Below are 25,774 nucleotides of genomic sequence, written 5' to 3'. Positions count from 1 at the left end.
ACCGCCTCGTCCACCACGCCGAGGTCCTCACCCTCACCGGCGACTCCTACCGCACCCGCCAACGCCGCGAACTGCTGGCCAAACAGAACCGGGCGAACCGGGACTGACCAACCGCCCGGGGGTCAACTTTCCCGGAACCCAGCAGGGTTGATCTTCACGATCCGTTGACACCCATTCCTTCGAGGACGCCAGGGACCTGCTCCGCAGGCTGTGCACGGACGACCGACGGATCGGCCTGGTCAGCGAATGCCCTGAGCCCCCCGAATCACTGCTCATGCATCGGTAGTTGGATGGTCTGGTCGACGAGATGGTCCTGCCGTGCGAGGTCGGAGCTGCCAGACCCGACGAGCAGTTCTACCGAGCGGCCTGACGGCAATCCAGGTAGCACCCAAGGATGCCGTCCTGGTCGACGATCAAGCCCGGTAGGGCCGGTGGGACACCTGCGGAATGCAGGCCATGCAGGTTGCCCGACTCGGCGTCCCGACCCAGGCTCCCGTCGACAGGAAGGGTGGGTCCTGGCCGGCCGTGGCAGACCTCAGCAGCTTCGGGCACGGCCCCACCGAACCCACTGGGACGGTCGACAATTACGCCCCAAGGTGGCGGTGACTGACAGGCGGCTCTGAGCGGACGCGGGCCGTCACGGCGTGGGTGTGGGGTGGCGCTGTAGTCGTTGATGAACTTGTCGACCTTTCGGCAACGCCCGGGTCTCGACCATCGACCAATACCCAGCGCTGCAGCTGGACGCGTTCGCCACCACCGCTGGATCAGCGAGGTGTGGACCGATCATGCCATCAGGCGCCCTGCCAGTGCGGCGGGCGCTGGGCCGAACTGACTGAGCGAACAGCTTCTCGTCCTGGGCTGAGCCTCCGGCTCAGGCAGCAGTCCGGGGCCGGTCAACGGCGGCTACGTCACGCAGTGATGTCCACCGCACGAACTGGCTGCTGTTGCAGTCCTTGTCTTCCAGATCAGCTTGGGAGCGCACCCAATGATCCCAGGCGGAGAGCGGCGACGCTGGTCGGCCTGCTGGTACTTGTCGATGTGTGCTGATGGTTCCACCCGCCGGAACGTGGACGACCGGCTGAGTTGCGCCAGGGCGCGCACCCTGCCGCGGACAACGACGTCAGTCAGTACGGGCGGGCGCCGGGGTACGGGCCACCGGAGTCGACGGTACGCATGATGCGCCCACAGATGTCCTGCAACTGCTGCGACTGGCCGTCGGCCAGGGGATCGAACACCAGCCGCCGTACCTCGGCCACGTGCCCGGGGGCACGGTCGGCGACCGTCGCCATGCCGGCGTCGGTGAGCACCGCGAGCGTGTAGCGACCGTCGTCCGGGTCGGGTGAACGCTTCACCCAACCGCGATGCTCAAGGCGTTTGACCGCCTGGGACAGCCGCGGCAGGGAGCCTTCCGAGATCGCGGCGAGCACACTCATCCGCAGTCGGCGTCGGGGCGCAACGGACAGCGCGGCCAGCACCTGATACTCGAACAGGTTGATCCCGGCGTCGCGCTGCAACTGGGCGTCGAGCGCTCCGGGCAGCCTCACCAGTACTGAGAAGAGGGCGAGCCAGGTCCGAAGCTCGTCGTCGTCCAGCCAACGGGGCGCGGTGGTCACGAGACACCGTAGCATCACTTGCACGTTGAACTCATCGCGTCGTACGGTGACTTAATTGTTGAAGTCAATCGACGTGAGGTGTGTTCCCCCATGGATGTTCTGCTCTGGATCATCGCCGGTGTGCTTGCCGCCGCGCTCGCCTTCTCGGGCGTCTTCAAGCTGGTGCTGCCGCGAGAGCGGTACGTCGCCTCGCAACCATGGGCCGCCGATGCGCCAAGCTGGGCACCGCCGGCCATCGGTGTGCTCGAGGTGGCAGGCGCGGTCGGCGTGGTCCTGCCCGCTCTGATCGGCGTGGCCCCGGTGGTGGTGCCGGTCGCTGCGACGGGGCTCGCGCTGGTGATGGCCGGCGCGGTCGCGATGCACGTGGCCCGTCGCGAGTGGTCGGCGTTGGTGCCGAGCGGCGTCCTGCTGGTGTTGGCCGCGTTGGTGGCCTGGGCTCGGTTCGGCCCGTACGCGTTCTGAGCCCCGGACCGAGGGCGTGGATGCCCGGACGGTGATCGTCGACCGGACCAGGCTCGGGCAGGACAGAGGTGTCGGCGGTCGCTGCAAACTGACCCTCTGCGGTGCGGCCTGCTCCAGTATGTGTCACGCCTGCTAAATCAAGAAGTGTGGATGGCGCGACGGGATCGCAGGCGGCGGTTGAGCTTCGAGGACGAGTACTGGGCATTGGTGTTGTCCGGCGTGGGCACGGTGGAGGCGTGCCGCCGGGTGGGCATCGGCCTTGGGCCGGGTACCGGTGGCGGGCCGAGCGTCGCGGGATCCCGCCGGCCCGGGTGGCCGATGAGACCCGCTCCGGTCGGTGCCTGTCGCTGCTGGAGCGGGAGCGGATCGCCGTGCTGCGAGAGCGGTTGCTGGCCGTGCGGGAGATCGCGCGTCGGCTCGGTCGAGCACCGTCGACGATCTCTCGGGCGCTCCACCGCAACATGCGACCGTACGACCAGCAACGCTCCGACCCGGTGCTCGCGCACGGCCGGGCTCGGGGACGGGCCGGGCGGCCGCGAACCGGCAGGATCGGTCAGGACCCCAAGTTGCGTGCGGCCGTCCAGGACAAGCTGCGCCTGGTGTGGAGCCCACAGCAGATCGCCGCCTGGCTGCGTCGGCAGTTCCCGGACCGGCCGGCCTGGCACGTGTGCCACGAGACGATCTACCAGGCGCTCGACGACGGCGGAAAAGGTGACTGGCACTGGAACTCACCCGCCAGGCTGCCGACCGGGCGGCCGCTGCGCAAGTGCCGGCGACGCGCCGATCGGCGGACGATCAACTCCGTCATCCCCAGCGCGCTGATCGACACCCGACCCGACGGTCGTCGAACACCGGACCCCAGCAACCGTTGACAGGGTGATCGTCCGCCGGGATGGCTGGGGCGAGGCTCGCTGCATCGGGGACGTGACCGCACACGATCCCGAAGCGTGCGGTCTCGCATCGGGAGTTGCTGACGGGACAACGGTCGGAGTTCGCAGTCCGACGCACCCGAATGGTCATCACTGGTTGGGCTGCGCCGAGCTGATGGGTCAGCCACTGTCGGTCACGGCCGCCATGATCTCCGCTCGGTTGGCGGCGTGGGCCCGCTGCAGCACGCCGGTGTCCGCGGGTGCGAGGAGCAGGCGAGCACCCTTGCGGTGGGCGGTCCGGGCGCCACCGGGTTCGGTGGTGTGCGATCCGATCACCGGCACTCCCTGCTCGACGCAGACCCGGTAGATCTCGTCGACGCCGGCGCGGACCGTCGGGTGGTCCACCCGACCGGGGACGCCGAGGTCGTACGACAGGTCGAACGGACCGGGCAGCACCGCGGAGATGCCCCGGACGGCCAGGATCTCGGCGAGATGCTCGATTCCTCGGGCGGTCTCGATGATGATCCACAGTTGGGTGTGTCGCTCGTCCTGCTCGGAGTGGGCCGGCTCGTGCAGCGGCCGCCGCCCGCCCACGCCACGGGTGCCCCGCGGCGGGAGGTGCGCGTGCCTGACCAGGGCCTCGGCCTGCGACCGGGTTTCAATGCGGGGAGCGATGATGCCGGTCACCCCGGTGGCCAGGGTGTGCGTCACGGCGGTTGCCGTCACTTCGGGAACGCGGACCAGGACGGCGATGTCAAGGGCGGCCGCGAGCGCCGCGGCGGTGTTGATCGTGTCGATCGGCAGGTGGGTGTGCTCGCCGTCGATCTGCACGAAGTCCAGGCCGGCGGCCGCGGCGACGGCGATGCCCTCCGGGATGCCGAGTCCGACTGAGGTGCCGACGGCCACGCCTCGGGCCGCGACGGCGCGCTCGATGCGGGTGCGGTGGTCGGCTCCGGCCCGGATGGTGGCGGTGGCGGTGGCGGTGGCGGTCATCGTGCGGTCTCCGTGGTCATCAGGCCGGTGCGCCGGTGGTTGGTCGGGGGATGGCGTCGATCAGGGCTCGGGTGTACGCGTGCTGCGGCTCCCGCAGCACCGCCGCCGTCGGTCCGGCCTCGACCAGCCGCCCGGCGCGCATCACCCCGACTGCGTCGGAGATCTGCCGCACCACGGCGAGGTCGTGCGAGATGAACAGGTACGTGGTGCCGAGCTCGGCCTGCAGATCGACCAGCAGTTGCAGGACCTGAGCCTGCACGGAGACGTCCAAGGCGGACACCGGCTCGTCCAGCACCAGCAGGGGGGGCCGGATCGACAGCGCGCGGGCGATGGCCACCCGCTGGCGTTGCCCGCCGGACAGCTCAACGGGCCGGCGATCGATCACCGACGCCGGCAGTCCCACCCGGTCGAGCAGTTCCACCACCTGCCGGGTGCGCTCGGCCCGGGTGCCGATGCGCCACGCCCGCAACGGCTCCGCCACGATCCGCTGGACCGTCCACCGGGGATCCAGCGACGAGAACGGGTTCTGGTGGATCATCTGCACCACCCGCCGTACCGGCCGTTTCCCGCCCCCCGTGAGCCCGGTGATGGGGGTGTCGCCGACTCTGACCAGCCCGCTCGAGGCCCGCTCGTGCATGGCCACGATCCGGGCCGTGGTCGTCTTGCCCGACCCGGACTCGCCGACCAGGGCGAACGTGCTGCCCGCCGGCACCGTGAACGAGACGTCCCGCACCGCGTGCAGGATCGATCGGCGGCCGTCCGGCAGGGTGGCCGGGAACGACCGGGACACCCTGTCCACCAGCAGGAACGGTGGTGCCGCGGGTGCGGGCGCGGGGGTGTCCGGGCGGGGTCGGGTGGTCGACGGGGACAACCGGGCGGGGCGCAGGGACGGGGCCGCGGCCAGCAGGCGGCGGGTGTAGGGGTGCTGCGGGTCGGACAGCAGCTCGGCCGCGTCACCCTGCTCCACCACCTGGCCGTCGTACATGACCACGATCCGCTGGGCGCGTTCGGCGGCGACGCCGAGGTCGTGGGTGACCAGCAGCACGGCGGTGCCCCGCTCGTGGACCAGGGTGTCGATTTGGTCGAGGACCGCCTTCTGCACGGTGACGTCGAGGCCCGACGTCGGCTCGTCGGCCAGCAGCAGGTCCGGGCGGCCGGCGAACGCGATCCCGATGAGCACCCGCTGCCGCATGCCGCCGGAGAGCTGGTGCGGGTACTGCCGGGCCCGCACCTCGGGATGGTCGAAGCCGACCTGGGCGAGCAGTTCCAGCGCGATGCCCCGGGCGGTCGCCGCGTCGACCGCGCGGTGCGCGCGGACCGCCTCGACGAGCTGCCGGCCGATCTGGTGCACGGGATTGAGCGACACGGTCGGGTCCTGGGGGACGAGACCGATCCGGCCTCCGCGGATGTGCCGCATCCGTCGCTCCGACAGCGTCAGCACCGGATCGTCGGCCACCGACACCGCGCCCGCGGTGATCTGTGCGCCGGCAGGGAGCAGTCGGATGACGGCATGGGCCAGGGTCGTCTTGCCCGAACCCGATTCACCGACCAGCGCCACGGTCTCGCCGGGCCGGACGGTGAGGTCGACGCCGCGCACCGCGTCCCGGTCGGCGCCGCGGTACCGGACGTGCAGCCCGCTCACCTGCAGCGCCGGCGGCGGAGCCGCCTCGAGCGTCCCGGTCATCGATCTCCCCATTCCCGGCCGACGGCGCGACCGATCCGGTTCACGGCCAGCACCAGGGCGACGACGACCAGCCCGGGCAGCGTGGTCAGCCACCAGGCGCTGGCCAGGTAGTTGCGGCCCTCGGCCACCAGCGAGCCCCACTCCGGGGCGGGAAGCGGTGATCCGTAGCCGAGGAAACTCAGCGCCGACACGGCCAGGATGGCCGCCCCGATCTCCAGTGCGGCCAGCGCCAGCACGGGTCCGGAGGAGTTGGGCACCACGTGCCGGATCAGCACGACGGGCCAGCGGGTGCCGACGCCGACGGAGGCCTCGACGTAGGCGGACCGTCGGACCCGGACGACCTCGGCGCGGACCAGCCGGGCGAAGGTGGCCACCGCGCCGAGGCCCACGGCGATGGCGACGTCCAGCGTGCCGTACCCGAGCACCGTGACGATGACCAGCGACAGGAGCAGGCTGGGGATGGCCAACAGGACGTCGACGACCCGCATGATCGCGTCCGAGGCCCACCCGCCGGCGTACCCGGCGACGACGCCGAGCAGGCAGCCCACGACCAGGCCGAAGGCGACGGCCAGCAGGCTGGTCCGCAGTGACGTCGCGGTGCCGTGCACCATGCGGGAGAAGATGTCCCGTCCGAGGTGGTCGGTGCCGAACCAGTGATTCCAGCTGGGCGCCTGCAGCTTGTCCAGCGGGACGCCGATGATCGGGTCGTACCCGGTGAACCAGGCCGGCCGCAGCGCCCACCCGACCGCGACCAGCACGACCAGGATGGCGAGCGCCAGCCCGACCTGACGCCGGACGGTCGCCGGCCGCACCCGGCGCTGCGCCCGGCTCGGCGGCGTCGCCGGAGCAGGGCTCACGGTGCCGGTGCGCTCGCGGGGGACCGTGCTCGTCACACCGACCTCCTGGAGCCGTCGTGCACGGAGATGCGCGGGTCCAGCACCGGGTAGAGCAGGTCGACGACGAGGTTGACGACCACGAAGACCACGGCCGAGAACAGCACGATGCCCTGCACCACCGGGATGTCCTGGGCGCCCACCGACGTCTGGGTCAACCGACCGAGACCGGGCCGGGAGAAGACCGTCTCGGTGACCACCGATCCGGCCAGCAGCCCGCCGACGGACGTGCCCAGCACGGTCAGCACCGGCAGGGCCGCGTTGCGCAGCACGTGGTGCCCGTACACCCGGGTCCGGGGCAGCCCCTTGGCGTGGGCTGTCTGCACGTAGGGCTGCCGACTGACCGAGAACAGGCTGCGGGCGAGCACCTGGGCGATGGCCGCGGCGGTCGGGATGGCCAGCGTGACCATCGGCAGCACCAGCGTCGACAGGCCGGCGTTCCCGACGGCGGGCACCCAGCCCAGCTCGAAGGAGAAGATCTGCAGCAGCATCAGGCCGATCCAGAAGGTCGGCAGGGACACCCCCAGCGGGGGGAACATCAGCAGCGCCCGGCGCAGGCCGTCCCGCTGGGTGTACGCGGCCAGGAAGGCGACGCCGACGCCGAGGATCACGGCCAGGAGCAGTGCGGACCCGGCCAGCACCAAGGTGGGCGGCAGCGCGGCGAGGACTTCCGCGGTCACCGCCCGGCCGGTCCGGATGCTCTCACCGAGGTCGAGTTGCAGCACGCCCGTCAGCTGCTGCCAGTACTGCACGATCACGGGCCGGTCGAACCCGTACTCGGCGCGCAACGCTGCGGCCTGCTCGGGGTCGGCGAAACTGCCGGAGTCACCGATGTTCAGCATGATCGAGACGGGGTCGCTGGGCAGCAGGTACAGCAACGCGAAGGTCAGCGTGAAGGCCGCCCACAGCACGAACACGCCCTGACCGATGCGCCCGAGCAGGTAGCGGGTCAGCGTCCGACGGCCCCGGGGCGAGACCTCCACAGTCTCGTCCGGACCCGCCAGCAACGCCGTCTCGATCGCGGTCACCGCCCGCTCACCGCCGCGGAGAGCCCTGGGACCGCTGCGCGTGCAGCCGATCTGCGGAACACCGGCTCGGTGAAGTGGCCCCGCAGGGTGGTCGCGCTGTACTGGGTGCGGAAGTGGCCCCGCTCCTGCAGGATCGGCACGACCTCGTCCACGAACCGGTCCAGCGAGTCGGGGATCAGCGCGGGCATCAGGTTGAAGCCGTCCGCCGCCCCGGCCTCCACCCAGGCGATCAGGTCGTCGGCCAGCTGCGCGGCCGTACCGACGAAGTACCGGTGGCCGCGCCCACCCTCATGCCAGCCGACGAGATCACCGACGGTGGTGATGGTCCCGGACCGGACCAGCTCGACGATCTGCCCATACCGGCTGGCGTGACCCTGGAACTCCTCGACCGGGACCAGTCGCTCCACCGGGAACGGGTCGTTCACCGCGTAGTCCAGCAGGTCGAACCCGACCAGCTCCGACAGCACCCGCAACGGATTGTCCGCGATGTTGAGCGACCGCAGGTCGCGGGCGATGTCCAGCGCCTGCGCCGCGGTGTCGGCCAGCACCGGGCTCAGCCCGGGCAGGATCCGCACGGCGTCCCCGTCCCGGCCCGCGGCGCGGGCCTGCGCCCGCACATCGGTGGCGAACTGCCGGCCGGAGGCGATGGTCTCCTGGGCGGTGAAGATGGCCTCCGCGTACCGGGCGGCGAACGACCGGCCGTCGGTGGACGATCCGGCCTGCACCAGGACCGGGTGACCCTGCGGTGGCCGCGCGATGTCCAGGGGCCCCGCCACAGTGAAGAACTCACCGCGGTGGTCGATGGGCGACACCCGCTCTGGATCGGCGAGCACCCCGGTCGCCTTGTCGCCGACGATCGCATCCGGCTGCCAGCTGTGCCACAGCGCCAGCACCACGTCGACGTACTCGGCGGCGCGGGCGTACCGCTGCGCGTGCGGCAGCCGGTCGGTGGCGCCGAAGTTACGCGCCGGGTGGGACGACGCGGTGGTGACGATATTCCATCCGGCGCGGCCCCGACTGATGTGGTCCAGGGACGCCATCTGCCGGGCCAGGTTGTACGGCTCGGAGTACGTCGTCGACACCGTGCCGATCAGCCCGATCCGCTCGGTCCGGCTCGCGATGGCGCCGAGCAGGGTCAGCGGCTCGAGCGGGCCGAGCAGGTAGTTCCACGGATTGTCCCCGAGCCCGGGGGCGTCGGCCAGGAAGACCGAGTCGAACAGGCCACGCTCGGCGGTCCGGGCCTGGCCGATGAGTGTGGCCGGGTCGAGCTGCTCGGCCACCGAGGCGCCCGGGTACCGCCAAGCCGCCTGGTGGTTGCCGAAGGGGCGAAGGAAGAGATTGATGTGCATGACGATCAGGCCACCCAGGCGTCGTAGAACCAGTCACGCGGCGAGGTGTCCACCCCGAGGCCGTGCACGTCCGGGGCCGCGCCGACGACGATGACGTACTGGTAGAGCGGAATCTCGTAGCCCTGCTCGATGAGCAGCCGCTGGGCCTGGTCGAGCAGCTCCTGCCGGGCGTCCGGGTCGATCTCGGCGGCCTGGCCGTCCAGCAGGACCCCGAGTTCGTCGTCGGCGGGCAGCTGGGCGACGTTGCGCTGACTCGGCGACCACACCTGGCGCAGGATGTCGCCGTCGGCGCGGGTGCCGCTGGACTGGAACAGGTCGTAGTCGCCGCTGGCCAGCAGGTCCGCCCCCTCGGCCGTGGTCACCTGCTTGATGTCCAGGGCGATGCCGATCTCGGCCAGTCGCTGCTGGACGAGCTGGATGACCTGCTCGTGTCCCTGGTAGAAGAACACCCGGACACGCAGCTGCTGGCCGTCCCGCTCGCGGACGCCATCGGCGCCTACCGTCCAGCCGGCGTCGTCCAGCAGCTGCCGGGCCGCGTCGGGTCGGTGGGTCAGTGCCTCGCTCAGATCGAGGTACGCGGGACTGCTGCTGGACAGCGCGCCGGTGGCCACGCCGTGCGTGGGCGTCAGGACGGTGTCGGTGATCTCCTTGCGGTCGAAACCGATCTGGATGGCCTGCCGGACGGCGGGGTCAGCCAGCACCGGGGACGTGGTGTTGGCCTGGAAGTGGTAGGGATGACCCTCGTTGACGTGCGAGATGATGTCGAGACCGGCAGCGGTGAGGACGCTCTCGTCCTGCGGTGAGACGGTGAGGTAGGCGTCGACCTGGTCGGAGGTCAGCAGGCCGGCGCGCACGCCCGGCTCGCTGACGAAGGTGAACTCGACGCCGTCCAGGTACGGCCGACCCTCGTGCCCGCGCAGCCCGGAGGCGGATCCGTAGTCGTCCCGCGCCGCGATGCGCACCGCCTCGTCGGGCGTGTAGTCGGTCAGGGTGAACGGTCCGGAGCCGATGAGGTCCTGCCCGAGGCACACGTCAGCCGGGTCGGCGGCCAGCGTGCTGGGCGCCAGGATGCCCAGGCTCTGGGTCGAGGTCGCCTGCAGGAACGGGGCGTTCGGCTGCTCGAAGGTCACCTGCAGCCGGTTGCCGTCGACCACCTCGATCGACTGGGCGCCGGCCAGGTACCCGTTGGCGATCTGGGCCTTCGCCCCGAGCTCCTGGATGCGTTCGAAGTTGGCCTTGACCACCTCCGCGGTCAGCGGCGTGCCGTCCGAGAAGGTCACCCCGTCGCGGATGGTGAAGGTGTAGACCCGGCCATCGGGCGAGATCTCCCACGAGCTGGCCAGCCAGGGCTCGATCTCGCCGGTCTCCCGGTCCTGGTCGGTGAGCGAGTCGACCAGCGTGCGGGTGACCACGACCGAGGCGGTCAGGGTCTGCTGTTGCGGATCCAGGCAGGTGGGGTCGCGGTCGAGGGCGAAGCGCAGGGTGCCGCCGGTGACCGGTTGCCCGGCGCCGGTCGACCCGGACGACGGAGCTCCGGCGGCCGCGGACGGTGGCGTGGTCGGCGCGTCACTGCCGCAGGCGGCCAGCAGCAGCGCCGCCGGCAGGGCGACGGACAGCAGTCGGGGACGGAAGGGGGAACGCACGGGGGACTCCTCGAGAGGCGGGACGCGATGGCGGCCCGGAGACGGGGTGCCGCCAAGGGGGGCGGCCAGACGCGCACCGACGGGTGCGGGACGACGGGGTGGTACTCGGACGGGACGCTCGGCTCACTGGCCCGGACACAGGTCGGACCCGGTGCGCCCGTGGTCGACGACCCGGCGCCGCACCAGTCGCACACTCATCTGGCCTGCTCCTGCTCGCCGAGCAGCCCGACCACCGTGTCGTACAGCGCCGTCGTGGTCAGCTCCACCGAAGTCAGGTCGATGCGCTCGTCGTTGCCGTGGAAGCGGCGGCGGAACTCGGCCAGTCCGAGGTCGCGGGAGAACAGGCCGAAGCCGTAGACGACGCTGCCCAGCTCCCGCAGGTGCCGGCCGTCCGTGCCACCCGGCATCATCACCGGCACCAGCCGGGCGCCCGGGTACGTGCCCCGGACGGCGGCGGCGATGGCGTCGGCCAGCGGCGTGTCGGCCGGCGAGACGCTGGCCGCCCGATCGCTCTCGGCGACGATCTCGACGGCGTCGGACCACGGCTCCAGGACGCGCCGCAGGTGGGCGTCGACGTCGGCGCCGCGCTGACCGGGCAGCAGCCGGACGTCCAGCCCGACGCCGGCCGTCCCCGGGATGACGTTCCGCTTCGCCCCGCTGTGCAGGGTGGTCGGCGCGATGGTGGCGTGGGTCAGCGCGTGCGCGTACCCGGCCAGCTCGCCGAGTTCCGGCAGGGCGGCGTTCAGGGTGGCCGGGTCGGTGAGCCGGGCCCGCAGCGACGGCGGGAGGTCGAGCGCGGCCACCACGGCCCGCCAGTGGTCCAGCACGACCGCCTCACCGGGGTCGTCGGCGATCGCCTGCACGACCCGCGCGGCCAGCACGGCCGCGTTCTGCGCGCCGTACGGCGTCGAGCCGTGTCCCGGACGCCCCGTGACCTCGAGTTGACGGGCTGCGCCGCCCTTCTCGCCCACCGTGAGGGTGATGCCCGGCTGCTCGCCGCCGCCCAGCACTACCCCGCCGTTCTCGGTGAGCGCGTAGTCGGCCCGGATCAGGTCGGGACGGTGGGCGGAGATCCACCCGGCCCCGAACCGCCCGCCCGCCTCCTCGTCGGCCACGGCCGCGAAGACCAGATCCCCTCGCAGCCGGCCGGGTCCGGCAGCCAGCGCCCGGGTGACGACCGCCATGGCGGCGGTCAGGTTGAGCATGTCCACGGCGCCACGACCCCAGACCTCGCCGTCGACGATCTCCGCGCCGAACGGGTCGTGGCGCCAGCCGGACTCATCGACGGGCACCACGTCGAGGTGGCCGACCAGTGCCAGCGACGGTGCGGACGGATCCGTGCCGCGGATGCGCCCGACCAGGCTGGTCCGCCCGGGCGCGGGCTCGATGACCTCGTACTCGAAGTCGCTGCCCGCGAAGTGCTCGCGCAGGGTCGCCACACTGCGGTGCTCCTGCCCCGACTCGGGCCGCCCGTCGTTCACGCAGGCATTGCGGATCAGCTCGCGCAGCAGCGGCACGGTGCCGGCGAGCGGCGGCGCGCCCGCCGCGACGGGAGCCGGTTCGTGCACGGAACTCACGATGGCACTCGTTCCTGGCCGGAGCCGGGTGAAGGGAACGTCAGGTGGGGCCGACACCGTGCACGCCGGCCTGGTGGAGCGCCACATGCGCACGGACGCGGTCGAGTTCGGCCGAGAGCAGGTCGATCAGGACGAAGTCGCCGTCGAGCTCGCCGCGGTCGCGGACGAGCTGGTAGGTGCGTTCGATGCGGCCCCAGCGCTCCCGCCAGCGGTCGCGTTCCAGGGTGCTGCGGGACGCCAGGACGACATCGGTGTAACTGCGGGCCACCTGGTCGTACAGCGTGGTGAGGCCGGGCAGCCCGGCCCGGTGCTCGAGGACGGTCATGGTGCGGCTCCCTGCTGTGGGTCAGCGCGGTGGTCAGCGCTGCGGGCCCGGCCGTGATCGGCCGGAGGGTCGGGTCCAGGGCTCGACGGGACGTCGAGCGGGGGACGTCAACAGCAGGCAGACGCGGTGCGGAGCAGATCGATGTGACGCCGTGTGACAGGTGTAGGCGTCATCGAGAACCGTTGATGGACATCAGGCTTCGAAGCCTCTCGTATGGCGAGCGAGGGTGCCGACCGGCGCGAGGGCGAGCAACGTCGTCGCGGTCCGGAGGTCGGGTGAGCCGGGGCGGACACGGCCCCGTACGGCATGGATCGGTCAGCCGGAACAGATGCTGCTGTCGACCCGGTGCAGGTCGATGACGCGGCGGCGGACCAGGACGGGCAGCGCACGCGTGGCACCGATCTGCACGACCATCACCTCCGCGGTCGCGGCACCACACCGGGATGCCGCCTCGTCCGTGCTTGCGGGATCGTCGATCCCGCCGGGTCCTCACCTGGGGCACCCCACCAGGACCGGAGGGTTGCCGTCCGGCCAGCCAGGGCTGTGGGCCGGAACTCATGACCAGGTCGGAAGGTAGCCTAACGATTCCGGTCCCGTCAACCACGCGGTGGCCAGACGTCGACACCGGCTGCGCCGCGATCCGTCTCGACGCCGGTGCGACGTCCGGCACGGCTTGACCGGCTTCCGGACCGTGATCTACCGTCCGGCACGGTCATGAGTTCCAGCGTCAAGCCCTGGCTCGCTGGACGGCAACCCTCACGATGTGGCGGGGTGCCCCAGGTGACGACCCGGTGCGGGCGATCGGTCCGCGCAAGCACACCGTCGAAGCGGGGAACCAGGGTGCTGATCACCTTCCGACGCCTGCACGTCGATCTGGCTCGCGTCTGCAGCGCCGCCTGTTGCGGCTGACGCCTCTCCGTTGTGCACCGGGTCGCCTGTGACCCGCAAGGCTGTCCTGACCGCTCCCGCCGGAAGGTGTTGTCTCCATGACGTTGTCGGATCCGTTGGCCCATCCTGCCTGGACGTCGCTGACCGGCGAGCACCGGCGTTTCGCCGAGTCGCGGGGCCGAGCGGTTCGCTACCGGACCGACGTCGCGCCGTTCATCGCGCTGCCACCGGATCCCGGGCGGGAGGACTGGGCGGACCTGGCTGCGCTGGCCGGGGCCGGCACCGTCGTGCCGCTCACCGGACTGGTCGGGCCGCCTCCGGAGCATTGGCCGGTGGTGCAGCGGGGGGCCGGCGTGCAACTCAGTGGAGAGCGCATCGTCGGTGCCGCCGACCCCGAGGCCGTGCTGCTGACCGAGGCCGACGTGCCCGAGATGCTGGCCCTGGTGGAGCGGACGAAGCCGGGCCCGTTCCGCGCCCGGACCATCGAGCTGGGCCGGTACCTGGGCATCCGGCGGGACGGTGTGCTCATCGCCATGGCCGGCGAGCGCCTGCACCCGCCGGGATGGACGGAGATCAGCGCGGTGTGCACCGATGCCGCCCATCGGGGGCAGGGTCTGGGGACCCGGTTGGTGCTGGCCGTCGCGGCCGGCATCAGGGAACGCGACGAGGTGCCGTTCCTGCATGCGTCCGCGGACAACGCCAACGCCATCCGGCTGTACGAATCGCTGGGCTTCCGGCTGTCCCGGCGGGTCGAGTTCACCTTCTTGGAGGTGCCGGCCGATGTCCCGGTGGGCTGATCCGGGAGTGGCCGGCGTTCGCCGCTCCCGGTCGCCGGTCCGCTGGTCAGGCTCGGGAGGGTCGCCGACGGTGGGCCTCCCAGCGGCCCCAGTGCGCGACCTGCTCGACCGGCAGCCGCCGCGGCTCGGCCCAGCGACCGCGCGCCGGGTAGCCCAGCGGCACCAGCGCCATCGTGGTCGCGTCCTCCGGAAGGTGCAGCAGAGCTCGCACCTCGTCCTCATGGCCCACGTGGAACGACGTCAGCGCGCTGCCGATGCCGTACGCACGGGCGGCGAGGATGAGCTGCTGCACGGCGCCGTAGATCGACGCGCCCAGGCGGGGATCGGTCGATCCGACTGCGTTGCGGAGTACCGGGAACACCCAGACCGGGGCCTCGGCCAGGTGTCGGGCCAGGTGCTCGGTCGCCCGGAACGACGCCGGGCTCAGACCCTGGTCGACCGGCGCGGTGGCGGTCGAGAGTTCCTCCCGCCGGACGCCGTACGCGCGCTCCCAGCCCTCGAGGTACCAGGGCGCGATCGTCTGCTTGGTCTCCGGGTCGGTCACCACGACCCAGCCCCAGGACTGACGGTTGCCCCCGGACGGGCCGCGGGTGGCGGTGTCCAGGATGTCCCAGAGGATCTCGTCCGGGATGGGGCGGTCGGACAGGTACCGGCGGGCGGGTGTGGTCCGCAGCGCGTCGAGCAGGTGCTGGTCGGGAGTGTCCGTCATGGCTCCTCTTCGGCTGATAAATGAGAGTGGTTGCGGCGCGGATGGTGTCGTACCGGCGTGATCAGTGCGGTCACTGTACGCGGGTCGCTGCGTCCTGGGGAGGGTTGCGGTGAGTCTGGTCGTGGGCATCGAGATCGAGGGTGATGGTGGGCATCCGGCGGCCTGGCGGGCCGCCGACCATCCGCCGGACACACTGCTGTCGGCTCGCCGGATCGGGACACTGGTGGGCGAGCTCGAGGAGGCCGGCGTCGGCTTCCTGACCATCGCGGACGCGACGCCCAGTGGGGCCGGGGGCGCGGTGCCGGCCCGGCTGGATCCGGTGGTGCTGGCCTCGCTGCTGTCCGCGTCGACCACGGCGATCGGTCTGGTGCCGCAGGTGCACACCGCGCACGGTGAACCGTTCCACATCGCCAATCAGCTGAGCAGTCTCGACCACGGCTCGCGAGGACGCGCCGGCTGGTGGGTCGGCACGGAGGCGTCCGCGGACCGGGCACGGGCGGCCGGACAGCCATGGCCGGCGCACCCGGCAGTGCTGGCCGCGGAGGCATCCGACGTGGTGGACGCGGCCCGTCGACTGTGGGACTCGTGGGAGGACGATGCGATCATCGCCGACGAGATCAGTGGCCGGTTCCTGGACGCGGACAAGGTGCACCACATCGACTTCCGTGGGGATCAGTTCTCCATCCGGGGGCCAGGCCTGATGCCCCGGCCGATCCAGGGTGGTGTGCCGGTGTTCGCGGATGCCGGGCATCTGCGGCCGGGTCTGGCCGACGTGGTCGTGGTGCGGGGACCGAGTGTCTCCGCCGTTGCGGCGGCGGCGGGAGCGGCCCGGGCCGCCGGCGCGCCGCGGGTGGTCACCGAGGTCGAGGTGGTGCTGGACGCCGGGGGCGGTGCCGCGAACGACCGGCTGGCCGCCCTGGACGCGAACACCCCGTGGCCGCGGGGGGAGCGGGTGCGCCTGGTCGGCCACCCCGATCCGGTGGCGGTCGGGCTGCGCGAGCTGGCCGGGTCGGTCGACGGCGTGCGCGTGATTCCGGCCGTGCTCGACGTCGACCTGCCGGTCCTGACTGCGGCGGTGCTCCCGGCGCTCGGCGATCTCGTCCGGGTGCCGCGGCCCGGGGGCCGGCTGCGAGACCTGTTCGGGCTGCCCCGGCCGGCCAGCCGATATGCGCACCTGGCGATCGAGAGGGAGTCCGTCCGTGGCGTCTGAGGAACTGGCGCGGCCCGATGCTCAGTTGCACCTGGCCGGGTTCTTCCCGTTCGGGCCTGCCTACGTGTGGTCCGAGGCGGAGCGGAACGACATCTACTACGACTTCGCCGCCTGGCGTCAGCTGGCGCAGGCGGCGGAGCGGGGCCTGTTCAGCACCCTGTTCCTGGGCGACAGTCAGCGACTCCGAGAACATCTCGGCCGGATTACCGACACGGCAGTGACCGGCCGGCCGGACCAGCTCGTACTGTTCGCCCACCTCGCCGCCGTCACCGAGCGGCTCGGCTTCGTGGCCACGCTCAACACCACCTACACCGATCCGGTGGACCTGGCCCGCCGGCTGGCGTCGGTCGACCTGCTCAGCGGCGGACGGGTCGGCTGGAACGTCGTCACGACCGACAACGACTGGACCGGTGAGAACTTCCGCCGCGGCGGCGATGTCACCCACGAGGTGCGGTACCGGCGTGCCGAGGAACATCTCGCGTTGGTGACCTCGCTGTGGTCGGCGTGGGAGCCGGGCGCCGTCGCCACCGCTGCCTCGGCTCCCCACTGGATCCGGCCGGGGGCAGTGCACGAGGTGGCCGGCACCGGATCGCTGTCCGGCGTGCGGGCCCGGCCGTCCGTGCCACCGAGTCCGCAGGTGCGGCCGGTGCTGTTCCAGGCCGGGGAGTCCGACGAGGGACGTGAGTTCGCGGCCCGGCACGCGCAGGGCATCTTCTCCCGCTACCTGCAGTTCGACCAGGCCCTGGCCTTCGCCACCGACATGCGCCGGCGGCTGGTCCGGGCCGGTCGCCCGGCCGACGACCTGCGCATCTTCCCGGCCACCCGGATCATTCTGGGCGACACCGACGCCGAGGCCCGGGCCAGAGCGCGGTGGTTCGGCGACCGGACCTGGCCGGACCGCCGCATCCGCGCGGTCATCGAGGCGGTGTGGGGACACGACCTGTCCGACCACGATGTCGACGGCCCGCCGCCGCACACCGACCCAGTGGTCCCGACCCAGACGTTGACGCACGGCGTGGTCAACACCAACGACCGGCCGCTGCGCACCGCCGCCGCGTGGCGCGAGCTGGCCGAGCAGCGGGGATGGTCGATCCGACAACTGGTCCGGCACCTCAACGCGAGCATCGAGTTCGTCGGGTCGCCGGCGACCGTGGCCGACGAGCTGACCCGATACGTCCGAGCCGGCGCCATCGACGGGCTGAACCTGCAGCCCAACGCGATGCCCGGCGGCTTCGACGAGGTGGTCGATCGGCTCGTGCCCGAACTGCAGAACCGCGGCGTGTACCGCACGGCGTACGAGGGGACCACCCTGCGGGAACAACTGGGTCTGGCGGTGCCGAGCTGACCTCGCCGCGCGCTCAGTGGCGCCGGGTCATGCCGCCCGTCCCGACCAGTCCTGCCGTGGCCCTGACCGATCGTCAGCGGCGGACGGCGCTGGCCGCGTGCCTGGCCGCGGGTTTCGCCACCCTGGTCGACCAGGGTCTGCTGGGCATCGTGACGCCGGCCCTGCAGCGGTCGTTGGCGGCCGACACGGCGCAGACGCAGTGGATCCTGTCGGGCTACTCGCTGACCTTCGGCCTGGCCCTGGTCCCAGCCGGTCGACTGGGCGACCGGTTCGGCCGGCGCCGGCTGTTCCTGACCGGCGTCGCCCTGTTCTCCCTGACCAGCCTGGTCAGTGGCCTGGCCGTCGATCCGTGGCTGGTCATCGTCGCGCGGCTCGTCCAGGGAGCCGGCGCGGGCATGCTCAGCGCCCAAGTGCTCGGGGTGATCCAGGACCTGTTCGCCGGCACCGCACGGGCCAGGGCGCTGGGGGCGTACGGCGTGGCCGCCGGACTGTCCGGGCTGGTCGGGCCGATCGGCGGAGCGGCCCTGGTGACCGCCTCCGACGACTCCGGCTGGCGGCTGGCCCTGCTGGCTAACCTGCCGTTCGCGCTGGTCGCCTTCGTGCTGGGCCTGCTGGCGTTGCCCCGGCCGCGGCTTCGCGCGGACGCGGGGGCGGCCGCGGTGAGCGTCGACCCGGTCGGGCTGACCGGGCTGGCCGCCGCCACGGTGCTGCTCCTGCTGCCGATGGTGTGGGCGGGCGCGTCGGTGCCGCTGCTGCTCGGCGGCGCGGCCGTCGCGCTGATGCTCTTCGTCGGGTGGGAGCGCTGGTACGCCCGCCACGGGCGGACGCCGGTGCTGCTGCCGGACCTGGGCCGGGCGCCCGGCTACGTGCGTGGCGTCACCGTGGCGACCTTCTGGTTCGGCGCCGGGGTCGGGCACGGCACGGTGCTCAGCCTGTACCTGATCTCCGGCCTGGGTTTTTCGCCGATCGTCGCCGCGCTGGTCGCCCTGCCGCGGTCGGTCACGTTCGTGATCACCTCGGCGGTGAGCTGGCGGCTCGCGGTGCGGTTCGGGCACGCAGTGGTGTCGGTCGGTGTGGCCGGACAACTGCTCGGCGCGGCCGTCATCGGGCTGGCCGCGCTGTGGTTCGCGCCGTCCTCCTTCCTGTGGACGGTGGTGGCGGTGGAACTGCTCATGGGGGTGGCGCACGGGCTGTCCGAGGCGCCGAACCGGACGTTCACCCTGCAGTCCGTTCCGTCCCACTCCGCAGGGCTGGCGGCCGGCTTCCTGCAATTGAGCCAACGACTCTCGGCCACCCTAGTGGTGGCCGGTGCGGTCGGGATCCTGCTCGGCGGCGCCGGCGGGCCGACCTTCGGCACGGACGGGTTCGTGGTGGCCTCCGCGCTGGTCGTGGGGCTGCTCGCCGCGTCGCTGGTGGCCTCGATTCTCCTGGGTCGGGGCCAGCGTACGTCGCTGGAACGCGGCGACGGAGCGGTCGTGACGGCGGCCGCACCGCGCCCCGAGTCTCCCTCGCCAGGGGCCGATGTCGCGCCCGACGCGATCAGGTGACATCTGTGCCGACGCGTGTATACACTCATCGCGTCCTCGATCCCGAGCTGCGCGTCGACCCCGGTCCCGGAGCCGCTCCCATCCCGTTCGACGGAGGAACCGCGACCGTGCTGACCGCCCCGGCGTCCCGCTCCGCGGGACTTGGCGCGTCCGCCCCGCGACACCTGCTGACGATCCCGACCGTGCGTCGCCGGGTGCTCGCCCGCCGGCGTCACGTCGACCTCGGACGACTGTCCAGCCAGCTCTGTCGCTGAGCCCCGTCCCCACGAGGCTCGTCTCACCTGCGATCGCGCACGCCCGCGATCGGTCGGTGGGACCTTCGAGAATCGAAGTGACACCATGCTGTTCGCTGTCTCCGTCGACGGGCCCGGAAGTCACCCGGCCGCCTGGCACGACGAGGTCGTGCCCCGGACGTCGACCCTCGACCCGACCCGGTTGACCGAATCCGTGCGCACCGCGGCCCGGGCCGGATTCGCGTTCGCCGTCTTCGCCGACCGGTTGGCGCCACGGCACGGAGGGGACGACCTGCGGTACGACGCGGTCACTCTGGCGGCCCGGCTCGCCCCGGTCACCACCTCGATCGGCATCGTCCCCGAGGTGTCGGCTCCCCTCACCGAGCCGTACCACGTCTCGAAAGCCGTTGCCACACTCGACTTCATCAGCGGTGGTCGGGCCGGCTGGAACCCGCGGCCGACCGTCGACCCGGCCGAGGCCCGGTACGCCGGGCGGCCCGAGGTGGCGTCGGTCGAGGAGCGACTGGCCTGGGCGGACGAGCACCTGGAGATCACCCGGCGGCTGTGGGACAGCTGGGAGGACGACGCCGTCATCCGCGACGTCGACGCCGCCCGCTACCTGGACGCCGGCAAGCTGCACCGGGTCGACTTCCGGGGCCGGCACTTCGCGGTCCGCGGCCCGTCGACGACCCCGCGTCCGCCGCAGGGTCATCCGGTCACCGTCATCGACGTCGTCGACGACGCCTCGACCGCGCTGGCCGTCCGGCACGCCGACGTCGCCGTCGTGCACGCCGAGGACATCGACGAGCTGCGCGAGCGACGGGCCGAGGTGGCGGCGGCGCTCGAGGCGGCCGGCCGGCGATCGTCGACCCGGATACTCGGGCGGCTAGCCGCTTTCGGCGACTCGCGGACCGAGGCCGGGGAGCGGCTGCGCCGTCGCCTGGACGAGATCGCCGGGCCGATCACCGGCGCGCTGACGGTCACCGGTCCCGTCGCCGACATCGTCGATGAGGTCCGGACCGCGGTAACCATCGCTGCCGTCGACGGCTTCCTCGTCCTGCCCCCGACCGTCACCGGCGGACTGCAGGTCTGGACGGACGCCGTCCTCCCGGCGCTGCACCTACCGGTCCCGCCCGCCGGCGCCGCCCTGCGGGACCGGCTCGGGCTGACCCGCCCGGCCAACTCGCTCGTCGCCGCCTCCTGAGGAGTGCTCATGACCCACAGATCGCGCCAGGTTCACCTGGCTGCATACTTCCCCGGCGTCAACCACCACACCGTCTGGCGTCACCCGGATTCGGGAAGCCAGATCGAGTTCGACTCGTTCGTCGAGTTCATCCGCACCGCTGAGCGGGGCCGGTTCGACTTCTTCTTCCTGGCTGAGGGTCTCGGGGTGCGCGAGCACCGCGGGGCGATCGTCGAGCACAGCATCGCGGGCCGGCCGGACAGTCTCACCGTGCTGCCGGCCCTGGCGGCGGTCACCGAGCACATCGGGCTGGTGGCCACCATCAACTCGACCTTCAATGACCCGTACCAGCTGGCCCGGCAGTTCGGCTCGCTCGACGTGCTCAGCGGCGGCCGGGCCGGCTGGAACGTGGTCACGTCCGTCGGGGCCGGCGACAACTTCAGCCGGGGCCGGTACCTGGACTACGCGGACCGCTACCGTCGCGCCACGGAGGTCATCGACGCCTCCCGGCGGTTGTGGACCTCCCGCCCGGACGGGCCCACCGGGCCGGGACCCTCGGTCCCGATCGACTACCGGGGCGAGTTCGTCACCGTCGACGGCCCGTTCAGCGTGCCGTCGAGCCCGCAGGGACATCCGGTCATCGTCCAGGCCGGCGACTCGGACGACGGGCGCGAGTTCGCCGCGCAGCTCGCCGATGTTGTCTTCACCCCGAGCCGCGACCTCGACGGGGCCCGGGCCTTCTTCCGGGACGTCAAGTCCCGCCTGCCCCGCTACGGCCGGGCCGGGGACGACCTGCGCATCCTGCCCGGGGCGTCGTTCGTCCTGGGGGACACTTCCGACGAGGCGCGGGAGCGGGCTGCCCATCTCGAGGACCTGGCCGTCTCCGGCCCGGTCGCCATGTACCTGCTCGAGCAGCAGTGGGGTCGTGACCTGTCCGCGTACGATCCCGACGGCCCGCTGCCCGACGTCGACCCGGACTGGGAAGTCATGCCGGCGCGGGTGCGGACCCAGGAGGACCAGGACCCGCGGGCGGTGGTGGCGCGGTGGCGGGCCATCGCCGAGCACGACCGGCTGTCCATCCGGCAGCTCATGGCCCGGGTGCGCGGACTGTCGGCGATCGTCGGAACACCGGTCCAGGTCGCCGACCACATCCAGCACTGGGTCGAGACGGAGGCCTGCGACGGGTTCATCATCACGCCCGCGGTGATCCCATCCGGTCTGGCCGAGTTCGTCGACCGGGTGGTGCCGATCCTGCAGGAGCGCGGGGTCCACCGGCGGGACTACACGGGCACCACCTTGCGCGAGCACCTCGACGTGCCGGTGCCCGAGCTGCGCATGCCGGTCGCCCAGGGCGCATGACCCGCGGGCCGATACCGGCTCGCGTCCTTCCAGAACGACCACGGAGACGGGAGTTCCATGACCACCCTGAACGAGTACCTGGCCCAGAAGCGCGACGCAATCCTGACGCGCCGCGCGGCGGCGGAGCGCGGCGAGGGCCGCGGACCGCATCAGCTCCGGGCCGAGACGACCGCCGAGGGACGCAGCGGTGTCCGGCGGATCCGCATCCGCGACTTCCAGATCATCATGGACAGCGGACCGGACTTTGCCGGGTACGACCTCGGCCCGTCCTCGCCCGAACTCCAGCTCGGCGTGCTCAGCAGCTGCCTGACCCACATCTATCTCATCCAGGCGGCCGATCGGCAGGTGCCGCTGGACTCGCTGCGGGTGGAGGTCACCGGCACCATGCACCCGCAGGCCGGCCAGGCCGGCCTGGAGGACGTGCCGATCTACCCCCACCAGCTGCACTACACCGTGCACCTGGAGTCGCCGGCGTCCGAGGAGGAGCTCCGTGACCTGCACGAGGCGGTCGAGCGCAACTGCCCGATCTTCAACCTGCTGCGCGAGCCCCAGCAGGTGACCGGCACCGTCATCAACCACGCGGCCGCCCGGGAGACGGTCGACGTCGCGGTCTGAGTCATTCCTGGTCCGGCAGCATGGCCTGGACGCGTTCGTCCCGGGCCCGCCGGAGGTGGGCGCTCATCAGGACCCGAGCCAGATCACCGTCCCGCTCGCGGACGGCCTGGACGATGGCACCGTGGTCCGACACTGCCGGATCCGGTGCATCGTCCGGCCGCCGCTTGCCGTGGTAGATGCGCAGCAGGGCGTCCAGGTCGGTCAGCAACCTGGCGAGCGTCTCGTTGTGGGCGGCCCGACGCAGGGCCCGGTGCCACCGCATGTTCACATCGCGTGCGGCGTCGACCGTCTCGACCCGGAACCGCTCCTCGGTGAGGAAGTCCAGGCGCTGCAGGTCGAACTCGGTGCGGTTCGTCGCCGCCTGCTCGGCACTGGCCGCCTCGAGCAGGATGCGTACCCCATAGATCTCGAGGATCTCCTCGGGATCGCGCCGCCGCACCACGAAGCCGCGGGTGGAGCGTTCCAGCCAACCCTCGTTCTGCAGTCGGCCGAGCGCCTCGCGCACCGGGGTCCGGGACACGCCGTAGCGCTTGCTCAGCACCGTCTCCAGCAGGACGGTGCCCGGCGGGTGCAGTCCCTCCAGGATCTCGTCCCGCAGTCGCTCCAGCTGGATCTGGGTGAGGTCCCGGACGTTGTCGTCGGGGCGGGCCTCGTCCGGGGCCAACTCGTCCGGACCGGGGTGAAGGCTCACGTCCACCCGGCTCCTCCCGATCACCCAACCCGTCGCTGCGCGCGGCCGACCGCGCGGCGAACCGGGGCGCGGCCACCCAATCTAGCGGGGCCGGAAGCGCCGGACCCGGGCACCACCGGGCACCCGGGTCCCGACCGACGGCAGGATCGCCGTCGTCAGCCGCGTGCCCGGCTGCCCGGGATCGCGTCGAGCAGCCGCCGGGTGTAGTCGTCGGCCGGGGCGGCGAAGAGCTCAGCGGTCGTCGCCTGCTCCACCAGCCGGCCCTGCTGCATGACGCCGACGCGGTCGGAGATCTGCCGCACCACCGCCAGGTCGTGCGAGATGAACAGGTAGGTCAGTCCCAGCTCGACCTGCAGGTCGGTGAGCAACTGCAAGATCTGGGCCTGGACCGACACATCCAGCGCGGACACCGGTTCGTCCAGGATGACCAGCTCCGGGCGCAGCACCAGCGCCCGGGCGATGGCGGTCCGCTGCCGCTGACCGCCGGACAGCTCGCCGGGCCGGCGGCGCAGGTACGACGCGGGCAGGGCGATGTGCTCGAGCAGCTCGGTGACCCGCGCCTGCCGATCGCGACCCGATCCCACCCCGAAGGCGCGCAACGGCTCCTCGATGATGTCGTACAGCGAGAAGCGCGGGTCCAAGGACGCGTACGGGTTCTGGTGCACGAACTGCACCCGAGACCGCAGTGCCCGCCTGGCGCCTCGTGAGAGCTGCTCGAGGTCGGCGCCGTCGATGGTGATTGATCCGCTGGTGGGGGAGTCCAGCCCGCCCACCAGACGGGCGGTGGTGGACTTGCCGGAGCCCGACTCGCCGACCAGTGCGAAGGTGCTGCCCCGGGCGATGGAGAAGCTGACGCCGTCGACGGCGACCAGGTCCACCCGGCCGGAGTCGGGCAGCACGACGCGGAACTGCCGACGGACGTCGGTGACCCGGACGAACTCGTCGGCGCGGCGCTCGATCGGGTCGGCGGGTCGGGCGCCGGGCGGCGACGCGGACGCCGTCGCGACGATCCCGGCGGTGGCGGTCAGCCGGTCGCTGTGCAGGGACGGCGCGGCCGCGACCAGGCGCTGGGTGTACTCGTGCCGGGGCTGCCGGGTCACCTCGGTGGCCGGACCGGTCTCCACCACCTCGCCTGCCTGCATCACCACGATCCGGTCCGCCCGGTCCACCGCCACCCCGAGATCGTGGGTGATCAGCAGCACGGACGTGCCGCGGTCGTGGGTGAGCTGCTGCAGCTTGTCCAGCACCGTGCGCTGCACGGTCACGTCCAGACCGGACGTGGGCTCGTCCGCCACGATGAGGGCCGGGTCGCAGGCGAGCGCGATGGCGATGAGTACGCGCTGGCGCATTCCACCCGAGAGTTCATGCGGGTACTGCTGACTGCGCACCAGCGGCCGGTCGATGCCGACGGCGTCCAGCAGGTCGGCCGCGGCCAGCCGGGCGGCCCGCCGGGGCAGCTTCTCGTGGATCCTCAGCCCCTCGGCGATCTGGTCGCCGATCCGGGTGACCGGGTTGAGCGAGACGGTCGGGTCCTGCGGCACCAGGCTGATCTCGGCGCCGCGGAGCGACCGGAACCGGCGTTCGGAGAGCCGGGCGATGTCCTGGCCGCGGAACCGGATCGCCCCGGCGGTGATCAGTCCCTCAGGGGGCAGCAGGCCGAGCACGGCGTGTGCGGTGGTCGACTTGCCGGAGCCCGACTCGCCGACCACGGCGACGACCTCGCCGGCCCCGACGGTGAAGTCGACGCCCCGGACGGCCGGGTGCAGCCGCCCGCCGGAGGCGTAGTCGATGTGCAGCGACTGGACGTGCAGCAACGGTTCACCGGGACCGGTCATCGGGCCTGCCGCCATTCGCCGTCCAGTGCGCGGCCGATGCGGTTGGCGGCGATGACGACCACGATGACGACGAGGCCGGGCAGGGTGGTGACCCACCAGGCGGTGGCCAGGTAGTTGCGGCCGTCGGCGACCAGCGCGCCCCACTCGGGCGCGGGCGGAGCGGCGCCGAAGCCGAGGAAGCTCAACGCGGCGATGGACAGGATCGCGCTGCCGAACTCCAGGGCACCGAGGGCCATGATCGATCCGTAGGAGTTCGGCAACACATGCCGGCCCATCACCGACCACCAGCGGACCCCGCCCTTGACCGCGGCCTCCACGTAGGCGGCGTTGCGCACCCGGAGCACCTCCGAGCGCATGACCCGGGCGAACGCCGCGACGGCGCTCACCCCGACCGCGATCGCCACGTTGAGCGTGCCGAACCCGAGCGCGGTGATGAGGATGAGGGAGATGAGCAGCCCGGGCAGGGCCAGCAGCACGTCCACCACGCGCATGATCACGTTGTCGACCACGCCGCCGAGGTAGCCGGAGATCAGGCCCAGGAGCGCGCCCACGACCAGCGCCAGGACCAGCGCGATGGCTACCGCGCGCAGCGAGTACTGGGCGCCGTGCACGACCCGGGCGAACAGGTCCCGGCCGATGCTGTCGGTGCCGAACCAGTGTTCGGCGCTGGGCGGACTCAGCTTCTCCCGCGGCACCCCGACGAGCGGGTCTGCGGCGGTGAACCAGCCGGGCCGGACAGCCCACAGCACGACGAGCAGCAGGACCCCGATGGACAGCAGCAACCCGGGGCGGCGGGCGAACCACCGCCACCGGCTGCGGCGGCGGCCGGTGGTCGCCGGCGGGGCCGCCGGGGCGGACGCCGCCGGTGCGTCGGCCGGTGCCGTGGTGGCACCGGCGATCTCCGCGAGAGTCACGTGGTTCCTTCC

22 protein-coding genes, 2 pseudogenes and 2 riboswitches are annotated in these 25,774 nt (G+C 72.2%); of the genes and pseudogenes, 10 read left to right on the top strand and 14 right to left on the bottom strand.

Going from position 1 to position 25,774, the window contains the following annotated elements:
* A pseudogene (locus JL106_RS22430) lies at nucleotides 1-107 on the top strand (AAA family ATPase); the annotation flags it as partial.
* Nucleotides 108-1,124: 1,017 nt separating this feature from the next.
* Here the strand turns inward: JL106_RS22430 and JL106_RS05435 are convergent.
* Entirely contained in the window at nucleotides 1,125-1,628 is a 504-nt protein-coding gene (locus tag JL106_RS05435) for a MarR family winged helix-turn-helix transcriptional regulator (protein WP_236006859.1), read from the bottom strand.
* Between the two features lie 75 nt (nucleotides 1,629-1,703).
* Here JL106_RS05435 and JL106_RS05430 point away from each other — a divergent pair, with 75 nt between their 5' ends.
* Entirely contained in the window at nucleotides 1,704-2,075 is a 372-nt protein-coding gene (locus JL106_RS05430) for a DoxX family protein (RefSeq protein WP_205259677.1), read from the top strand.
* Between the two features lie 150 nt (nucleotides 2,076-2,225).
* A pseudogene (locus JL106_RS05425) lies at nucleotides 2,226-2,911 on the top strand (transposase); the annotation flags it as partial.
* A gap of 213 nt (nucleotides 2,912-3,124) precedes the next feature.
* On the opposite strand, the gene JL106_RS05420 reads toward JL106_RS05425, so the two are convergent.
* The 9 genes from JL106_RS05420 to JL106_RS22425 all read right to left on the bottom strand — a co-directional run bounded on the left by JL106_RS05420 (nucleotide 3,125) and on the right by JL106_RS22425 (nucleotide 12,609).
* A complete protein-coding gene (locus tag JL106_RS05420; protein WP_205259675.1) occupies nucleotides 3,125-3,937 on the bottom strand; it encodes an HpcH/HpaI aldolase family protein in 813 nt (270 codons plus the stop codon).
* A 19-nt stretch (nucleotides 3,938-3,956) separates the two neighbouring features.
* A complete protein-coding gene (locus JL106_RS05415; protein WP_205259674.1) occupies nucleotides 3,957-5,621 on the bottom strand; it encodes a dipeptide ABC transporter ATP-binding protein in 1,665 nt (554 codons plus the stop codon).
* Entirely contained in the window at nucleotides 5,618-6,514 is an 897-nt protein-coding gene (locus JL106_RS20745) for an ABC transporter permease (protein WP_328841421.1), read from the bottom strand. Before JL106_RS20745 ends, JL106_RS05415 begins: the two co-directional genes overlap by 4 nt.
* Nucleotides 6,511-7,542 carry an ABC transporter permease gene (locus JL106_RS05405; RefSeq protein ID WP_328841419.1) on the bottom strand — a complete coding sequence of 344 codons (1,032 nt, stop codon included), beginning with the start codon at nucleotides 7,540-7,542 and terminating at the stop codon, nucleotides 6,511-6,513. Before JL106_RS05405 ends, JL106_RS20745 begins: the two co-directional genes overlap by 4 nt.
* A complete protein-coding gene (locus tag JL106_RS05400; protein ID WP_205259673.1) occupies nucleotides 7,539-8,891 on the bottom strand; it encodes an LLM class flavin-dependent oxidoreductase in 1,353 nt (450 codons plus the stop codon). The genes JL106_RS05405 and JL106_RS05400 overlap by 4 nt, the downstream gene beginning before the upstream one ends.
* Nucleotides 8,892-8,896: 5 nt before the next feature.
* On the bottom strand, nucleotides 8,897-10,534 hold the full coding sequence (locus tag JL106_RS05395) for an ABC transporter substrate-binding protein (RefSeq protein ID WP_205259672.1): 1,638 nt from the start codon (nucleotides 10,532-10,534) through the stop codon (nucleotides 8,897-8,899).
* A gap of 194 nt (nucleotides 10,535-10,728) precedes the next feature.
* The gene (locus tag JL106_RS05390) at nucleotides 10,729-12,111 is read right to left on the bottom strand and encodes a M20/M25/M40 family metallo-hydrolase (protein WP_205259671.1); all 1,383 of its coding nucleotides are present in this window, start codon (nucleotides 12,109-12,111) and stop codon (nucleotides 10,729-10,731) included.
* Nucleotides 12,112-12,151: 40 nt separating this feature from the next.
* Nucleotides 12,152-12,436, bottom strand: coding sequence for a hypothetical protein (locus tag JL106_RS05385; RefSeq protein WP_205259670.1), 285 nt, complete (start codon nucleotides 12,434-12,436; stop codon nucleotides 12,152-12,154).
* Between the two features lie 107 nt (nucleotides 12,437-12,543).
* Nucleotides 12,544-12,609 carry a putative leader peptide gene (locus tag JL106_RS22425; RefSeq protein ID WP_407940103.1) on the bottom strand — a complete coding sequence of 22 codons (66 nt, stop codon included), beginning with the start codon at nucleotides 12,607-12,609 and terminating at the stop codon, nucleotides 12,544-12,546.
* A 279-nt stretch (nucleotides 12,610-12,888) separates the two neighbouring features.
* Nucleotides 12,889-12,999, bottom strand: a riboswitch (SAM riboswitch).
* 147 nt (nucleotides 13,000-13,146) lie between these two features.
* Nucleotides 13,147-13,259, top strand: a riboswitch (SAM riboswitch).
* Between the two features lie 163 nt (nucleotides 13,260-13,422).
* On the opposite strand from JL106_RS22425, the gene JL106_RS05380 reads away from it, so the two are divergent.
* Nucleotides 13,423-14,121 (top strand): GNAT family N-acetyltransferase, encoded by a 699-nt coding sequence (locus tag JL106_RS05380; protein WP_205259669.1) that lies wholly within the window; start codon nucleotides 13,423-13,425, stop codon nucleotides 14,119-14,121.
* A gap of 46 nt (nucleotides 14,122-14,167) precedes the next feature.
* On the opposite strand, the gene JL106_RS05375 is transcribed toward JL106_RS05380, so the two are convergent.
* Complete coding sequence (locus JL106_RS05375; RefSeq protein WP_205259668.1) at nucleotides 14,168-14,830, bottom strand: nitroreductase family protein; 663 nt, start codon at nucleotides 14,828-14,830, stop codon at nucleotides 14,168-14,170.
* Nucleotides 14,831-14,939: 109 nt separating this feature from the next.
* On the opposite strand from JL106_RS05375, the gene JL106_RS05370 reads away from it, so the two are divergent.
* The 6 genes from JL106_RS05370 (at nucleotide 14,940) to JL106_RS05345 (ending at nucleotide 22,322) form a co-directional block, all read left to right on the top strand.
* A complete protein-coding gene (locus tag JL106_RS05370) occupies nucleotides 14,940-16,040 on the top strand; it encodes an LLM class flavin-dependent oxidoreductase (protein WP_205259667.1) in 1,101 nt (366 codons plus the stop codon).
* Nucleotides 16,030-17,385: an NtaA/DmoA family FMN-dependent monooxygenase gene (locus JL106_RS05365; protein WP_205259666.1), complete on the top strand. Its 1,356-nt coding sequence runs from the start codon at nucleotides 16,030-16,032 to the stop codon at nucleotides 17,383-17,385. Before JL106_RS05370 ends, JL106_RS05365 begins: the two co-directional genes overlap by 11 nt.
* A gap of 56 nt (nucleotides 17,386-17,441) precedes the next feature.
* Nucleotides 17,442-18,932 (top strand): MFS transporter, encoded by a 1,491-nt coding sequence (locus JL106_RS05360; protein WP_205259665.1) that lies wholly within the window; start codon nucleotides 17,442-17,444, stop codon nucleotides 18,930-18,932.
* 339 nt (nucleotides 18,933-19,271) lie between these two features.
* On the top strand, nucleotides 19,272-20,369 hold the full coding sequence (locus JL106_RS05355) for an LLM class flavin-dependent oxidoreductase (protein WP_205259664.1): 1,098 nt from the start codon (nucleotides 19,272-19,274) through the stop codon (nucleotides 20,367-20,369).
* A gap of 9 nt (nucleotides 20,370-20,378) precedes the next feature.
* Entirely contained in the window at nucleotides 20,379-21,707 is a 1,329-nt protein-coding gene (locus JL106_RS05350) for an NtaA/DmoA family FMN-dependent monooxygenase (RefSeq protein WP_205259663.1), read from the top strand.
* A gap of 57 nt (nucleotides 21,708-21,764) precedes the next feature.
* Nucleotides 21,765-22,322: an OsmC family protein gene (locus tag JL106_RS05345; RefSeq protein WP_205259662.1), complete on the top strand. Its 558-nt coding sequence runs from the start codon at nucleotides 21,765-21,767 to the stop codon at nucleotides 22,320-22,322.
* A gap of 1 nt (nucleotide 22,323) precedes the next feature.
* On the opposite strand, the gene JL106_RS05340 is transcribed toward JL106_RS05345, so the two are convergent.
* From JL106_RS05340 to JL106_RS21535, 3 genes are all read right to left on the bottom strand, one after another.
* Nucleotides 22,324-23,013 (bottom strand): GntR family transcriptional regulator, encoded by a 690-nt coding sequence (locus tag JL106_RS05340; protein ID WP_205259661.1) that lies wholly within the window; start codon nucleotides 23,011-23,013, stop codon nucleotides 22,324-22,326.
* 155 nt (nucleotides 23,014-23,168) lie between these two features.
* Nucleotides 23,169-24,848: a dipeptide ABC transporter ATP-binding protein gene (locus JL106_RS05335; RefSeq protein ID WP_236006855.1), complete on the bottom strand. Its 1,680-nt coding sequence runs from the start codon at nucleotides 24,846-24,848 to the stop codon at nucleotides 23,169-23,171.
* Nucleotides 24,845-25,762 (bottom strand): ABC transporter permease, encoded by a 918-nt coding sequence (locus JL106_RS21535; protein ID WP_328841410.1) that lies wholly within the window; start codon nucleotides 25,760-25,762, stop codon nucleotides 24,845-24,847. The genes JL106_RS05335 and JL106_RS21535 overlap by 4 nt, the downstream gene beginning before the upstream one ends.
* Nucleotides 25,763-25,774 lie beyond the last annotated feature (12 nt).

The sequence above is a fragment of the Nakamurella leprariae genome (genome assembly GCF_016918035.1).
GTDB classification, from domain to species: Bacteria; Actinomycetota; Actinomycetes; order Mycobacteriales; family Nakamurellaceae; genus Nakamurella; species Nakamurella leprariae.
The sequence above is the reverse complement of the archived record's forward strand: the minus strand, read 5'-3'. Positions and strand labels throughout refer to the sequence as shown.

Coding starts and splice junctions, on each gene's coding strand:
- JL106_RS05435 (WP_236006859.1), bottom strand. CDS start 1,628: ATGCTACGGTGTCTCGTGACCACCGCGCCCCGTTGGCTGGACGACGAC.
- JL106_RS05430 (WP_205259677.1), top strand. CDS start 1,704: ATGGATGTTCTGCTCTGGATCATCGCCGGTGTGCTTGCCGCCGCGCTC.
- JL106_RS05420 (WP_205259675.1), bottom strand. CDS start 3,937: ATGACCGCCACCGCCACCGCCACCGCCACCATCCGGGCCGGAGCCGAC.
- JL106_RS05415 (WP_205259674.1), bottom strand. CDS start 5,621: ATGACCGGGACGCTCGAGGCGGCTCCGCCGCCGGCGCTGCAGGTGAGC.
- JL106_RS05400 (WP_205259673.1), bottom strand. CDS start 8,891: ATGCACATCAATCTCTTCCTTCGCCCCTTCGGCAACCACCAGGCGGCT.
- JL106_RS05385 (WP_205259670.1), bottom strand. CDS start 12,436: ATGACCGTCCTCGAGCACCGGGCCGGGCTGCCCGGCCTCACCACGCTG.
- JL106_RS05380 (WP_205259669.1), top strand. CDS start 13,423: ATGACGTTGTCGGATCCGTTGGCCCATCCTGCCTGGACGTCGCTGACC.
- JL106_RS05375 (WP_205259668.1), bottom strand. CDS start 14,830: ATGACGGACACTCCCGACCAGCACCTGCTCGACGCGCTGCGGACCACA.
- JL106_RS05355 (WP_205259664.1), top strand. CDS start 19,272: ATGCTGTTCGCTGTCTCCGTCGACGGGCCCGGAAGTCACCCGGCCGCC.
- JL106_RS05350 (WP_205259663.1), top strand. CDS start 20,379: ATGACCCACAGATCGCGCCAGGTTCACCTGGCTGCATACTTCCCCGGC.
- JL106_RS05345 (WP_205259662.1), top strand. CDS start 21,765: ATGACCACCCTGAACGAGTACCTGGCCCAGAAGCGCGACGCAATCCTG.
- JL106_RS05335 (WP_236006855.1), bottom strand. CDS start 24,848: ATGACCGGTCCCGGTGAACCGTTGCTGCACGTCCAGTCGCTGCACATC.